This is a genomic window from Phyllobacterium lublinensis, from assembly GCF_020164435.1.
Lineage (GTDB): Bacteria > Pseudomonadota > Alphaproteobacteria > Rhizobiales > Rhizobiaceae > Phyllobacterium > Phyllobacterium lublinensis.
In genome coordinates this window covers 1-13,182 of record NZ_JAIUDQ010000001.1, presented here as the reverse complement: position 1 = coordinate 13,182, position 13,182 = coordinate 1, and the positions used below count along the sequence as shown (strand labels likewise).

The following is a 13,182-nucleotide window of genomic DNA, read 5'->3' as shown; positions in this document are numbered from 1 at the left end:
TCAGGACCGGTCCGGATCATTTTCAAGTAGGATTGGCTTGCCATGGGGTGTCGCATGGGCGGCTCGCTGCCAAGCTGCGGCAAGGTCGTCAATGTCTTCCTTGCCTGCAATGTTCTTGGTCGCAATGATAGACTCCAACGCGGCGAGCCAGCCATGATAGTAGTCGCTGCCGTCGGCGAGAGCATCGGGACGCTTGAGCTGCGTTGAGAGTGCATTCGCCCATTCATTCCAGCTGAACAGCCCGCGATCATGCAATGCAACCACAATAGCAAAGGCCTCCGCCTGCCAGGGTTCGGCAAACACAGGCGTGTCGCCATCCGCCGGAACGCCCCGCGAATGCGTAATCAACTCACGCAGGCTCAAGATAGCTCTCCCAGGCGTCGATGCTGACGGTCAAAGTCGCGTCTGCTTCATCGCCCCAGATTTCAGGGCCAGTAAAGACCACCGTGTAGACATATTGCGGATTCTCGCCTTTGCCATGAGCGTTTGTATCAGGAAAGACGAAACCGTCTCGGACCGCCTCGATCCGTCCGGTCTTCCCTCGAGCATAGCGGGGCAAGCGCGTATGGGTCTGCGGGTTGAAATTTCGCGTCTTTACCCTATCGCCTGCCTTGAAACGGGGTTTTGCGCCAACGGGGCGATCACATGGCCCGCCTTTCGCGAGAGCTCCGGCCACATTCTCCGCTTTCAGGACCCGTTTTGGCTTTACCCCCTTGTCAAGCGCATGTCCCTCGTTCAGCTCCTGCGCCGAGATGAACCCATGTCGCTGCAGGAGAGCCTCCAGCCCCTTAATCCAGATCTCATAATAGGTGGAGGAATAATAGTCCGCTGGATGCAAGCTTTCACGCGTGTGGCGGCTTTCATCGATATTCCAATGGCCCATGGCACCAGCGGCAATGGTCAATCCAAGCGCCCGCTTTTCCCAATCCGCGTGAAAGAGCGGTTCGTCCTTTTCCGGCGCGATGGGACCAAAGCCCATCTGGCCGCCAAGATCCTGCGCGCCGTTCATACGGCCTCCGTTGCGAGTGGCAGCCCGGTCCCGATCATGGAGTCGCGCGTGACGAGCGCGGCCAGCTGGTCTTCGGTGAAACCCTCGGTCCCCGCCGGACGCAGAGGCACGACCAGATAGCGCAACTCTGCAGTGGAATCCCACACGCGTATGTTGGTCGTTGCCGGAAGGGTCAGGCCGAATTCGGCAAGAACGCCCCGCGGGTCGATGACAGCCCTCGAACGGTACGGGGGCGACTTGTACCAGACCGGCGGCAGCCCAAGCACTGACCACGGATAACAGGAGCAGAGCGTACAGACGACGAGATTGTGCGTATCAGGGGTGTTGAATACCGCCTGCATGTGCTCGCCCTGGCGTCCAGTGTAGCTCAGGTATGCGATCGCTGCAGTGGCGTCGCGTTTCAGCCAATCGGCATATTCGGAATCGACCCAGGCCTTGGCGACAACACTGGCCCCATTGCGCGGCCCAACCTTCGTCTCATAGGTTTCGACAATTGCGTCTATGGCAAGCGGATCAATGAGACCCTTCTGCGTCAGAATCGTCTCCAATGCGCGTACCCGAGCCGCCATTGGATCCAGTTCATTATCGTGGTGGTGGTCATCACTATTGTGTGGCATGAGTTGACTGTAATGTCGGCCATGCGAGTCAGCAAGCCAGCAACGAACATTCAGTAAAAGATACACGCACCTGATGCTCATGAAAGTCTTGGTACTCGGCGGCACTGGATTCATCGGCCAGCAGGTCTGCCAGCGATTGTTGTCTGATGGTCACGTAGTGACAGCGGTGGGGCGCGATATCGCTGAGGTCTGCCGGCGCATCAAACAGGTTACGTGGCGTTCCATCGATATTGGCAAGCTCACGAGCGTTGACGACTGGGTTCCGCTTCTGGCGGGCGTGGATGCCGTGGTCAACTGCGTTGGTGCGCTGCAAGACGGTGCCCGCGATAATGTAACCGCCGTTCAGCTTGACGCCATGCTCAAGCTCTATGAAGCGGCCGCCCAATCCAGCGTAAGATTGGTCGTTCAGATTTCGACGGCGATTGAAGGTCGCGGCGCAAGTTTGCCCTTTATCGCCACAAAACGTGCAGCAGATGAGGCGCTTGTCCAATCGACGGTGCCGCACATCATCTTGCGGCCTGCGTTGGTTATTGGGCGCAATGCCCATGGCGGCACCGCCCTCATTCGCTCGCTTGCGTCGTTCCCACTGATTGTGCCCTTGATTCATTCCGATAGGCCCGTTGAGATTGTGGCGCTCAGCGATCTCACTGAAGCCGTAAGTGCCAGCCTGGACGGCCGGATTTCGACCGCAAGCGATATCGCGCTCGCCTCGCGGCAGCATCATACCCTGGCCGATGTTGTCTTGGCACATCGATCATGGTTAGGGCTCGGCAAGGCAACAGTTGTCCGTTTGCCGCACAGGCTGGCGACAATCACAGCCTGGCTTGCAGATTGCGCCGGTTTCCTCGGTTGGCGTTCGCCACTACGTTCAACAGCAATGAAAATCATGGCGGACGGCGTGTTCTCCAGCAATGCCGTCGATACGTCGCCTTCGGTGCTCCAGCTACGCTCCCTCGAAGAAACGCTCTCTGCCAGTTTGTCAGGTGTCCAGGATCTATGGTTTGCTCGGCTTTATCTTTTGAAACCGTTGATAATCCTGGTGCTGGCATTGTTCTGGACTGTGTCGGGTATCATAGCGTTGCTTGCTTTCTCTGCATCCACGACCCACCTCGCAGACAGCTTTGGTGAGACCAGTTCCGTAGTCCTGACAGTGTGCACAAGCCTCGTGGACATCGTACTCGGGTGCCTTGTCTTGTTCCGACGTTTCGCAACAATCGCAATGACGGGGATGCTGCTCATCAGTATCGTCTACCTCATAGGTGGCTCCTTATTCACTCCCACCCTCTGGCTGGATCCGCTCGGACCTTATGTGAAGGTAATCCCTTCTCTGTTTCTGACCCTGGTCGGCATGGCAGTAATCAACGAACGATAGGCGACAATGTACGAAGACATGCTCCGGTTGATCCATGTTGTCGGCGCGACGGTACTTTTTGGCACTGGTATGGGGATCGCTTTCTTTATGGTCATGGCCCATAGAACGCGCGACCCGGCCAAGATCAGTCATGTGGCAGGAATCGTGGTCCTCGCTGACGCACTATTTACAACCACGGCGGTCATCCTGCAGCCGCTCTCCGGCTATTTGCTTGCACGGTCAGTGGGTTGGCCACTGGACACACCCTGGATTGTCTTGTCTCTAGGCCTGTATGTGATGACAGGTATTTTCTGGCTTCCGGTCGTCTGGATACAGATTCAATTGCGAAACCTCGCAATGGAGGCCGTCGCGGGGGAGAATGAGTTGCCCACTCGTTATTTCCGGCTTTACAATGTTTGGTTTGCCTGCGGCTTTCCGGCATTCGCCGCGGTCATCGCCATTTTCTGGCTGATGCTGACAAAGCCGGTTCTTGGCTGGTAGCTTACTTCAGCATCGGCCACAGGCTGGCAACGAGCAAAATTGCCATGCTGATGTTGAACCATTTCAATCGCACGGGATCGGTGAGCCAGCCACGCATCATCTGCCCGAAAGCCGCCCAACTCGATACCGACGGTATGTTGACGAGTGCAAATGCAATACTGACGATCAACACGGTCGCGAAATAAGCGTCCGGTGACGTGTAGGTCGCCATGGCCGTTACAGCCATGACCCATGCCTTCGGATTTACCCACTGGAATGCGGCAGCTTCCAAGAATGTCATGGGCCGAGCCTTGCCATCGACCTCACTGAGCGAACGTGAGATTGCAATCTTATAGGCAAGGTAAGCCAGATAGGCACCACCGGCTATCTTCAGGATCGTATAAAGCAGCGGGAACGTCTGGATCAACGCCCCCAGACCTAAACCGACACCCAGCAGCAGCGAGAAGAATCCGCTTCCAATCCCCAGTGTGTGGGGAATTGACCGTTTGAACCCAAAATTGACGCCTGACGCCAGAAGCATCAGGTTATTTGGTCCGGGGGTAATCGACGTTACAAAAGCAAAGACAAGCAGCGTCAGAAAAATCTCGATCGTCATTGGCAACCAACCTTATCTATGGCCAAACGCTAGGATCGGATGCCACTACGCTCAACAGCAATCTTGTCAGGGATACAATTTGCGTATCCCTGACTCGATTTTCGCATCTGCCGAACTTGCCCCAGATCACATGCCCAATGGGCCACGGTTCATGGCAGCGACGCCGGTTCGGCAGATCTCCACGAGGCCGAGCGGCTTCATGATTGCGATGAACTGGTCAATCTTCGAACCCTTCCCCGTGATCTCGAAGATGAAATGCTCCGTGGTTGCATCGGTAACCTTGGCATGAAAGGCGTCGGCGAGCCGCAGTGCTTCGTTGCGGTGTTCGCCAAGTCCTGCGACCTTGACCAAGGCAAGCTCGCGCTGAATCGGCTTGTCGTGGCCCAACTCGTCTGCCCGTACCGAAAGGTCCACAACGCGGTGTACCGGCACGATCCGCTCAAGCTGGTGGCGTATCTGGTCGAGAACGTGCGGCGTACCACGCGTCACAATCGTGATACGTGACAGGTGCTGTTCGTGTTCAGTCTCAGAAACGGTAAGGCTTTCGATATTATAACCCCTTCCAGAGAAGAGGCCGATAACGCGGGCAAGGACGCCCGGTTCGTTGTCGACAAGAACCGATAGGACCGTGGTCACCGGTAGTTCCGTCTCCTTGGCGATGAAATATGCCGAGCCGGAGGCCAGATTTTGAGCGTTCATTCTATATATCCTCTCCGGTTTCTTAGACGAGCTGTCTGCCCTTGGCGTCGATGGCATTGGCGACTGCCTCGTCGGTCGCTTCATCGGGCAGCAGCATTTCATTGTGGGCCTTGCCGGACGGAATCATCGGGAAGCAATTCGCCAGATTTGCAACGCGGCAATCGAACAGCACCGGCTTCTTGACATCGATCATCTCCTGGATTGCATCGTCCAGATCGCCGGGTTTTTCGCAGCGGATACCATGGCCGCCATAGGCTTCTGCCAGCTTGACGAAATCCGGCAGCGCTTCTGTATAGGAATGCGACAGGCGATTGCCGTGCAACAACTGCTGCCATTGGCGCACCATGCCCATATACTGGTTGTTCAGAATGAAGATCTTGATCGGAGCTTCATATTGAACGGCAGCGCTCATCTCCTGCATGGTCATCTGTACGGAAGCATCGCCGGCAATGTCGATGACCAGCGAATTCGGATGGGCGATCTGTACGCCCAACGCCGCCGGCAGGCCATAACCCATCGTGCCAAGACCGCCCGATGTCATCCAGCGGTTCGGCTTTTCAAATCCGTAGAACTGAGCAGCCCACATCTGGTGCTGACCAACTTCCGTCGTGATGTAGGTATCGTGATCCTTCGTCAGGGCATAGAGTCGCTCAAGCGCATATTGCGGCATGATGACGTCCTTGTTGCGCGTATAGGACAAGGACTTGCGCGCCCGCCATTTGTCGATCTGCGACCACCATTCGCCAATGGCTTTCTTGTCGGGCTGGATTGAAGATGCCCGCAAGAGACGAACCATGTCTTCGAGTACGTTGGCTACGTCCCCGATGATCGGAATATCGACGCGGACGGATTTGTTGATCGAAGACGGATCGATATCGATGTGGATTTTCTTCGAATTTGGCGAGAAGGCGCTGATACGGCCAGTGATGCGGTCGTCAAAACGCGCTCCTACGTTCAACATGACGTCACAGTCATGCATGCTCATGTTGGCTTCATAGGTCCCATGCATACCGAGCATGCCGAGCCAATTCTTGCCCGATGCCGGGTAGGCCCCCAGACCCATCAACGTCGATGTGATCGGGAAATTCGTCAGCTCGACCAGTTCACGCAGCAGCTTGCTTGCCTCGTTTCCGGAATTGACGACACCGCCCCCGGAATAGATGATGGGGCGCTTTGCCGATGCCAGCAGTGCAACTGCTTGCTTGATCGCCTCGATGTCACCCTGGACTTTCGGGTTGTAGCTTGTGCGTGGAGCGGTTTCCGGCGGCGTGTACATGCCCGTTGCAAACTGAACGTCCTTGGGAACATCAACCAGAACAGGCCCTGGGCGGCCGGTTTTTGCAACGTGGAAAGCCTCATGCAGAACACGCGCCAGATCGTTGACATCTTTCACCAGCCAATTGTGCTTGGTGCAGGGACGGGTAATGCCGACGGTATCGCATTCCTGGAAGGCATCGGAGCCTATAAGGCTTGTTGGAACCTGACCGCTGATGCAGACGAGCGGGATTGAATCCATCAAGGCATCCTGAAGCGGCGTCACCGCATTCGTCGCACCGGGGCCCGATGTAACCAGCATCACCCCGACCTTGCCGGTGGAACGAGCATAGCCTTCGGCCGCATGCCCTGCGCCCTGCTCGTGCCGGACAAGAATGTGATTGATCCGATCCTGCTGAAACAGCTCATCGTATATGGGAAGGACGGCGCCGCCCGGATAGCCAAAAATATCCGTAACACCCTGATCAATGAGGGCCTGAACCACCATCTCGGCGCCGGTCATTTCCCGGCGTTGCGATGTGTGGCTATCACTATCCTGTCTCTCTGCGGTCATCGATTTCTTCCCGTCTATTCTGCGGCGCGCGGCACTTCGGTTGATTTTCGTTTATCTGACATGTTGAAAATAAAAAAGGCCCCCGAAGGAGCCTGTGTTTCGCGCATGGGAGCTTTCGCCGGGTGCTTACAACACCCTGCCCATGCGCGATCCCACGACGATAAGAACTGTTTTCATGGTCGCGGACGATAATTTGGCAAATTCTATCCGTCAACGTCAAAATGCAATTGAAGTGAAATTGATCGGTAACCATTGGCCAACTGCCGTCACACAACGGTCAAATGCAAGCAACTGCGCTAATATATTCTCAATGCCTTGAGCATAGGGTGACGGATCAGATTTGAACCTTAGACAACTTCGGATTGAACATCGAATGAGCGCTGAAGCCTTGCACTCTGAACAGCCGAGGCCACTGGTTCGAAACCGAACCGATGGATACGTAATCGAGTGTAATGGTGAAAAGGCCATTATCCACGCCAAGACCGGGCCCACCGTGCACGCGTCGGACGATTACTGGGTCGTCGGGCAGCTGATATCCATTCAGGTTGATACCAGCCGCATCGTAGGCCTGGTCTACAAGGTTGACCTTCCGATTGCCGAATGGGCGCCGGGTGCCGACCACAGCATGCACATCCATGTCGAGCTGGTCGGACAGGTCAGAACACTCCCTGACGGCACATTGCGATTTTCATCGGGTATCGCCAACTATCCGCACATGGGCGCCCTTGCCCACCGCATTCGTGCAGCTGATTTGGCGAGTATCTACACGACGACTCTCAACAACACGGTATCGGTCGGCCACCTTTCGCAAAACGCCGACATTCCGGCCCTGATTTCGATCGACAGTCTTATTTCGCGGCACTTTGCCGTCTTGGGAAGTACGGGCGTCGGTAAATCCAGCGCCGTATCCCTGCTCCTGCGCAAGATCATCAAGCAGCGTCCCGATTTGCGCGTGCTGATCCTTGATCCGCACAATGAATTCGCCAGTGCGTTTCCCGAGCACGCAATATCAATAGACTATACCTCATTCGACCTGCCCTACTGGCTCTTCAGGCTTGATGAATTTGCCGAGGCAGTCTTCCGCGGAAGACCGGTCATCGCTGCAGAAGTCGATATACTGCGAGACCTGATCCCGATTGCCAAGGAGCGCTTTGCAAGTGCCGATGCGGCGAATTCAACTTCGCTGCTAAAAAAGGACCGCGATTATTCATCGATGACCGCGGACACCCCCGCACCCTACCGGATGGCCGATCTCGTGAAGCTCATCGAAGAGCGCATCGGTCAACTGGACGGCAAACCGGATCGTCCCACAATGAAGGCCCTCAAGCAGCGCTTGCTGGCCTTGGTCAACGATCCACGCTACCGGTTCATGTTTTCAGCGCCTACGACGCTCGATACTATGCGCCAAACCATCGGGCACATCTTCAGGGTTCCGAAGAACGATCGCCCGATATGCGTGTTCCAATTGGCCGGACTGCCTTCTGAAGTGGTCAACTCGGTTGCATCGGTGCTCTGCCGCATGGCTTTCGACCTTGCCGTATCGAGTGACGGCCGCTTGCAAACGCTGGTTGTCTGTGAAGAGGCCCATCGCTACATTCCGGCCGATGCGAATGCGGGCTTCTGGCCCACAAGGCAGGCAATTGCACGCATTGCCAAGGAAGGCCGCAAGTATGGCGTCTATCTCTCGGTTGTGACGCAGCGGCCGGGTGAACTGGACGCAACGATTCTCTCCCAATGCAGCACGGTATTTGCGATGCGGCTTGGCAACGAACGGGACCAGGAAATCATCCGCGGCGCCATTTCCGGGGCGTCACAAAGCACCATCGGATTTCTGTCATCGATTGCCAACCGTGAGGCGATTGCTTTCGGTGAAGCGGTTCCGACACCCATGCGCATGATGTTTGAAAACATCCCGGCTGCCCAGCTTCCCGCAGCCAACATGGCGAAAACGCAAGAATCGGTTCGCCTCAGCGATGCCCATTTGTCGCTGGACACGGTCTTGATGCGGATGCGCCAACTCAATGCGGCGGAACCCACCAGCAGCGAGGATACGGCCGATACTTTCGAAGGCATCGTCAGCACGCCTATTGCAAGCCAGCGCCTGTCATCACAATCTCAGGAAGCGGCGAAGCCGCAATGGCGTAGCGCCGACACAACCCTTCGCAACCAGGAGTCTTTGAGACCGCAGCCCGGGAATGTCGAACGGTTCCGGGCAAGTGATCTCATCCGGACTTTCCGCGACGACAAGAGCTGACATCTTACGGATAGGGCAGTCGTTCCCAGTCGTTACCCAACTGATTGCGAAACCATGTCATTTGCCGCTTGGCGTATTGCCTGGTGGCAATCGTCGCGCGTTCCGCGGCTTCCTCCATCGCCAGCCGGCCCGCCAGGACCTCTGCAATTTCACGTACACCGATTGCGCGCATAGCTGGCAGATCGGGCGAAAGACCAAGCGCCAGCAAGGCTTTCACCTCATCGATCGCTCCTCCCTTCATCATCAGGTCGAACCGTGATGCTATCCGTTGCCCCAACCATTGCCGATCAGGCTCGATGACGATCTTTCGAACGTCGCCCTCGATCAGCGATTTTCCGGTTTCCCTTTGCCATTCAACGATTGAGCGACCCGAAGCGTCGAAAACTTCCAGGGCTCGGACAATTCTCTGACTGTCGGTCGGGCGCAAAATCGACGCAGCCAAGGCGTCCTTTTCGGCAAGAACTGCGTGGAGCCTTTCCGCTCCCTGCTCGGCATCCTGACTGCGCCAATAGGAACGGACGGTGGCCGGGATCTCTGGCATAGCGGACAAGCCACCCAGAAGCGCGCGGAAATAAAGCCCGGTTCCTCCCACGAAAATCATAGTTTTTTCAAATAGTTCTGGATTTGCCAGTATGTTTTCCGCATCCAGGAGCCAGCGTCCGGTGGAATATGCGATGTCGGGGAAAACGTGGCCATAGAGGTAGTGGGGAGCGGCATTCACGTCGTCAGGACCTGGACGGGCCGTCAACAGGTTCAGCACTTTGTAGACCTGCATGGAATCCGTATTGACGATGACGCCGCCGGACTCGGCAGCCAAACGAAGAGCAAGTGCCGACTTGCCGCTGGCCGTCGGTCCGGCTATCAGGATTGCCTGTCTTTTTGTCACCCTAACCGTCCAATCGGAAATCTGCTCATGTCGTTGATGGCCACGCTCATCGCCAATCCAGCCACCGCAGGGCTGGCACCTGCTCTCGGGATTAAAGCCTCCGCTGCCGTCAATGCAACAGGTCTTTACTGGCTGGCGGACGGAGTTGCCTGTGACATTGCGCTTCGCGATACCATGAAGGCCGAAGATGCCCTTGCGGAGCTGAAACGCACAATCGATGGCGACCCGATCGATATTGTCGTGCAAGATCAAGACTCTCGGCGAAAAAAAATCCTCATCGCCGACATGGACTCAACCATGATTCAGCAGGAATGCATCGATGAACTGGCAGAAGAGGCGGGGCTGCGCGATCAGGTTGCCGCCATTACGGCGCAGGCGATGAATGGAGAAATTGCGTTCGAGCCTGCGCTGCGCGAACGTGTACGATTGCTGAAGGGCTTGCCCTATTCGGTCATCGACAAAGTGATTGCCAGCCGTATCACTTTGATGCCTGGCGGGCCCGAACTGGTCCGGACAATGAAGAAGCATGGCGCCTATACCGCGCTTGTGTCAGGCGGGTTCACTGTTTTTACCCAGCGCATCGCCGACATGATCGGCTTCCATGAAAACAGCGCCAACACGTTGATAGACAACGGCAAATCCCTAACTGGCGAGGTGAAGGAGCCCATATTGGGCCGAGAGGCAAAGGTTGCGGCTCTCGAATCGATATGCACACGCCTCGGCCTTTCGCCGCAGGAAGCAATTGCCGTTGGCGACGGCGCCAACGACCTCGGAATGTTGCAGTTGGCCGGTACGGGCGTGGCGCTGCATGCCAAACCCTCCGTTGCGGCCAAGGCCAGGGTGCGGATCGACCATGGCGATTTGACCGCTCTCCTTTATATCCAGGGATACCGGAAGGCAGATTTCGTCATCTGACGCTCGCGTCACTACAGCACTTTTTCGCGTGGACGTTGAAAAAATTGAGTCAGATTCGCGAATATTTAGTCGAGAATTGCCATTCCTCACACGAAACCCGACTCTTTTGTGCAAAATCCAATCGGATCTGGCGATTAATCCATCTGTAGCGTCACGAAGCGCAGTTCGCCGGTTTTTGATGCAAGCATGAGCAGCGCATTCTTGCGGCCCTCATCCCGCAGCTTCTCGATTCGGGCAGCGACGTCTCCAGGTGTCGAAACGGTTTCCTGCGCAATGTCCACGATGACATCGCCAGCCTGGATGCGTTTGTTGGCGGCTATGGAGTCGTTCTGGACTTCTGTGATCAGAACGCCCTGAACCTCCTTCGAGATACCGAACGACTTGCGGCTGTCATCGTTGAGGGTATCGAGCGTCATGCCGAGCACGTCGACATTCTGCACGGAACCATCTTCGCCCTGGCCTGTCTGATCATCCTTCTTGGCCTGTTGTTCTCCGTCCTCGAGGCGGCCGAGCGTGACCTTTACGGTCTCCTCCTTGCCTTTGCGGACGATGACCACATCAACCTCTTTGCCCACAGGGCTCTCGGCGACGACACGCGGCAGGTCCTTTACGTTGTTGACCGGCTTGCCGTCGAAACGAATGATCACATCGCCGGCCAGGATTGCGCCGTTGGCGACAGGGCCGCCATCGATGATTCCGGCAACCAGCGCGCCCTTGCTCGACGGCATGCCGAGGCTTTCGGCGATCTCGTCCGTTACCGGCTGGATGCGAACGCCCAGCCAGCCGCGCCGCGTCTCACCAAACTCGCGCAGCTGCCCAATGACACCGGAAGCAAGCTCCGCCGGGATTGCAAATCCGATACCGATCGACCCGCCCGTCGGCGAAATGATCGCCGTGTTGATGCCAATCACCTGGCCGTACATATCGAAGAGCGGCCCACCCGAATTGCCGCGATTGATGGCAGCGTCTGTCTGGATGAAATTGTCGTACGGCCCCGAATTGATATCGCGATTGCGTGCCGAAACGATGCCCACGGTCACGGTACCCCCGAATCCGAATGGATTGCCGATGGCCATCACCCAGTCCCCGATGCGGGTCTTGGACGAGTCGCCGAATTTGACGGCAACAAGCTTGTGCTTTTTCGGATCCACCTTGAGAACCGCTAGGTCCGTCTTGGTGTCCTTGCCGACCAGTTCGGCCTTCAGTTTCGAGCCGTCATTGAAGTTGACTTCAATCTCGTCCGCATCGGCGATGACGTGATTGTTGGTGACAACAATCCCCTGTTCGGCATCGATAACGAAGCCCGATCCAAGCGACTGCACTTTGTGCGAAGGATTGTTCTGGCCAGGCGCCTGCTTGCCGAAATACTCGTCAAAGAATTCCTGGAAGGGCGAGCCTTCCGGCACCTTCGGCATCGGTATTGGTCCAGATTCCCCATCCTGGCCTTTGACGGTCTGGGATGTGGAAATATTGACGACCGCGTCGAGCAATCCATCGGCGAGATCGGCCACCGATGCCGGGCCGAGTGCGCGCGGCTGTTCGCTGTTTGGCACCGGAGCGGCCTGGCTCTGCGCCCTGGCAACGGTCACAAAGGCCGGAACAGCACTTGTTGCAGCAAAGCCAATCAGGGCGATTGCCGCTGTGGTGGAACGGAAAGCGGAGCGACCAGTGTTGAAAACCATACGTTCGGGCCTTTAATCGAGAGCTCGGATAATACAACAGAACGGCGAGAGTAGACAAAAATATGACCGCCGACACGAAGGTTTGATGAAAGGCGAGAATGACTTCGCCTTTAACTGCTAGCCGCGCGCCATCCAAACGACTGCTACACCCGCGGCAACCGAAGCGACACCTGCGATACGCAGGAACCCATCCGGCTGTTCACTCACATCGCGCGCAAGCCGTTTTGCAACCAGCGGAAAACAGCCGTAGAGCAGCCCCTCGAATACGAGGAACAGCCCTACGGCATCGATGAAATCAACCATCCCCCAGGCCCGCCCTACTACTGAGGGGCGGGCGTTGGTGCCGGGGTAACCGGCGGTGTCGATCCACTGACAGGAGGCAAAGTGCCCTTCGAGTCCTGGAAATAACGGAAGAACTCGGAATTGGGCGAAAGCACCATCGTCGTTCCCGTGTTGTCCAACGCGGTGCCATATGCCGTCATTGAACGATAGAAGGCAAAGAAGTCCGGATCCTTCGAGAACACTTCCGCGAAGATGCGGCTGCGCTCGCCCTCGCCCTCGCCTCGGGCGATTTCCGATTCCTTGCGTGCTTCGGCAATGATCTCGACCACCTGACGATCTGTGATGGCCTTGATGCGCTGTGCCGCTTCACGTCCCCGTGCCCGCAGGCGTTCGGCTTCGGCAAGGCGTTCGGCCTTCATGCGATCGAATGTCTGCTGGGAGACTTCCTGTGTTAGATCCGTCCTGCGAATTCGCACGTCGGTAATCTGCAGACCCAGGGATTCGGCATCGGGCCGAAGCTGCTCGCGCACTTCATGCATCATGCCGGCACGCTCATCGGACAG

At 56.7% G+C, this 13,182-nt stretch carries 14 protein-coding genes; 4 read left to right on the top strand and 10 right to left on the bottom strand.

Annotated features, from left to right (window positions below; all coding sequences use genetic code 11):
- The 3 genes from K9U38_RS00070 to nthA are packed head-to-tail and all read right to left on the bottom strand — an operon-like array spanning position 1 to position 1,626.
- Positions 1 to 357, bottom strand: a complete 357-nt coding sequence (locus K9U38_RS00070) for a nitrile hydratase accessory protein (RefSeq protein WP_224492836.1) — start codon at positions 355 to 357, stop codon at positions 1 to 3.
- On the bottom strand, positions 350 to 1,009 hold the full coding sequence (gene nthB / locus K9U38_RS00065; RefSeq protein ID WP_224492301.1) for a nitrile hydratase subunit beta: 660 nt from the start codon (positions 1,007 to 1,009) through the stop codon (positions 350 to 352). The genes K9U38_RS00070 and nthB overlap by 8 nt, the downstream gene beginning before the upstream one ends.
- Positions 1,006 to 1,626, bottom strand: a complete 621-nt coding sequence (gene nthA, locus K9U38_RS00060; RefSeq protein WP_224492300.1) for a nitrile hydratase subunit alpha — start codon at positions 1,624 to 1,626, stop codon at positions 1,006 to 1,008. Before nthA ends, nthB begins: the two co-directional genes overlap by 4 nt.
- Before the next feature lie 79 nt (positions 1,627 to 1,705).
- Here nthA and K9U38_RS00055 point away from each other — a divergent pair, with 79 nt between their 5' ends.
- Complete coding sequence (locus tag K9U38_RS00055) at positions 1,706 to 2,998, top strand: SDR family oxidoreductase (RefSeq protein WP_224492299.1); 1,293 nt, start codon at positions 1,706 to 1,708, stop codon at positions 2,996 to 2,998.
- A 6-nt stretch (positions 2,999 to 3,004) separates the two neighbouring features.
- Positions 3,005 to 3,478, top strand: a complete 474-nt coding sequence (locus tag K9U38_RS00050) for a DUF2269 family protein (RefSeq protein ID WP_224492298.1) — start codon at positions 3,005 to 3,007, stop codon at positions 3,476 to 3,478.
- Between the two features lies 1 nt (position 3,479).
- Here K9U38_RS00050 and K9U38_RS00045 read toward each other — a convergent pair whose 3' ends face one another.
- The 3 genes from K9U38_RS00045 to K9U38_RS00035 form a co-directional block, all read right to left on the bottom strand.
- Positions 3,480 to 4,073, bottom strand: a complete 594-nt coding sequence (locus tag K9U38_RS00045) for a LysE family translocator (RefSeq protein WP_224492297.1) — start codon at positions 4,071 to 4,073, stop codon at positions 3,480 to 3,482.
- Positions 4,074 to 4,199: 126 nt separating this feature from the next.
- The gene (gene ilvN / locus K9U38_RS00040) at positions 4,200 to 4,772 is read right to left on the bottom strand and encodes an acetolactate synthase small subunit (RefSeq protein ID WP_106710188.1); all 573 of its coding nucleotides are present in this window, start codon (positions 4,770 to 4,772) and stop codon (positions 4,200 to 4,202) included.
- A gap of 22 nt (positions 4,773 to 4,794) precedes the next feature.
- Positions 4,795 to 6,600, bottom strand: a complete 1,806-nt coding sequence (locus K9U38_RS00035) for an acetolactate synthase 3 large subunit (RefSeq protein WP_224492296.1) — start codon at positions 6,598 to 6,600, stop codon at positions 4,795 to 4,797.
- Between the two features lie 373 nt (positions 6,601 to 6,973).
- On the opposite strand from K9U38_RS00035, the gene K9U38_RS00030 reads away from it, so the two are divergent.
- Positions 6,974 to 8,854 carry an ATP-binding protein gene (locus K9U38_RS00030; protein WP_224492295.1) on the top strand — a complete coding sequence of 627 codons (1,881 nt, stop codon included), beginning with the start codon at positions 6,974 to 6,976 and terminating at the stop codon, positions 8,852 to 8,854.
- A 4-nt stretch (positions 8,855 to 8,858) separates the two neighbouring features.
- Here the strand turns inward: K9U38_RS00030 and miaA are convergent, their stop codons facing one another.
- The gene (gene miaA / locus K9U38_RS00025; protein WP_224492294.1) at positions 8,859 to 9,740 is read right to left on the bottom strand and encodes a tRNA (adenosine(37)-N6)-dimethylallyltransferase MiaA; all 882 of its coding nucleotides are present in this window, start codon (positions 9,738 to 9,740) and stop codon (positions 8,859 to 8,861) included.
- Positions 9,741 to 9,767: 27 nt separating this feature from the next.
- Between miaA and serB the strand changes: the two genes are divergently transcribed.
- Positions 9,768 to 10,655 (top strand): phosphoserine phosphatase SerB, encoded by an 888-nt coding sequence (gene serB / locus K9U38_RS00020; protein WP_224492293.1) that lies wholly within the window; start codon positions 9,768 to 9,770, stop codon positions 10,653 to 10,655.
- A gap of 134 nt (positions 10,656 to 10,789) precedes the next feature.
- Here the strand turns inward: serB and K9U38_RS00015 are convergent, their stop codons facing one another.
- From K9U38_RS00015 to K9U38_RS00005, 3 genes are all read right to left on the bottom strand, one after another.
- Positions 10,790 to 12,337, bottom strand: a complete 1,548-nt coding sequence (locus K9U38_RS00015) for a DegQ family serine endoprotease (RefSeq protein WP_224492292.1) — start codon at positions 12,335 to 12,337, stop codon at positions 10,790 to 10,792.
- A 117-nt stretch (positions 12,338 to 12,454) separates the two neighbouring features.
- Complete coding sequence (locus tag K9U38_RS00010) at positions 12,455 to 12,640, bottom strand: DUF2065 domain-containing protein (protein ID WP_224492291.1); 186 nt, start codon at positions 12,638 to 12,640, stop codon at positions 12,455 to 12,457.
- Positions 12,641 to 12,657: 17 nt separating this feature from the next.
- On the bottom strand, positions 12,658 to 13,182 hold a 525-nt coding region (locus K9U38_RS00005), incomplete at its 5' end, for an SPFH domain-containing protein (RefSeq protein WP_255606837.1).

What these genes read in the sequence shown, in the direction of transcription:
- nthB (WP_224492301.1), bottom strand. Translation starts at nt 1,009, where the DNA reads ATGAACGGCGCGCAGGATCTTGGCGGCCAGATGGGCTTTGGTCCCATC.
- nthA (WP_224492300.1), bottom strand. Translation starts at nt 1,626, where the DNA reads ATGCCACACAATAGTGATGACCACCACCACGATAATGAACTGGATCCA.
- K9U38_RS00055 (WP_224492299.1), top strand. Translation starts at nt 1,706, where the DNA reads ATGAAAGTCTTGGTACTCGGCGGCACTGGATTCATCGGCCAGCAGGTC.
- K9U38_RS00050 (WP_224492298.1), top strand. Translation starts at nt 3,005, where the DNA reads ATGTACGAAGACATGCTCCGGTTGATCCATGTTGTCGGCGCGACGGTA.
- K9U38_RS00045 (WP_224492297.1), bottom strand. Translation starts at nt 4,073, where the DNA reads ATGACGATCGAGATTTTTCTGACGCTGCTTGTCTTTGCTTTTGTAACG.
- ilvN (WP_106710188.1), bottom strand. Translation starts at nt 4,772, where the DNA reads ATGAACGCTCAAAATCTGGCCTCCGGCTCGGCATATTTCATCGCCAAG.
- K9U38_RS00035 (WP_224492296.1), bottom strand. Translation starts at nt 6,600, where the DNA reads ATGACCGCAGAGAGACAGGATAGTGATAGCCACACATCGCAACGCCGG.
- K9U38_RS00030 (WP_224492295.1), top strand. Translation starts at nt 6,974, where the DNA reads ATGAGCGCTGAAGCCTTGCACTCTGAACAGCCGAGGCCACTGGTTCGA.
- serB (WP_224492293.1), top strand. Translation starts at nt 9,768, where the DNA reads ATGTCGTTGATGGCCACGCTCATCGCCAATCCAGCCACCGCAGGGCTG.
- K9U38_RS00015 (WP_224492292.1), bottom strand. Translation starts at nt 12,337, where the DNA reads ATGGTTTTCAACACTGGTCGCTCCGCTTTCCGTTCCACCACAGCGGCA.
- K9U38_RS00010 (WP_224492291.1), bottom strand. Translation starts at nt 12,640, where the DNA reads ATGGTTGATTTCATCGATGCCGTAGGGCTGTTCCTCGTATTCGAGGGG.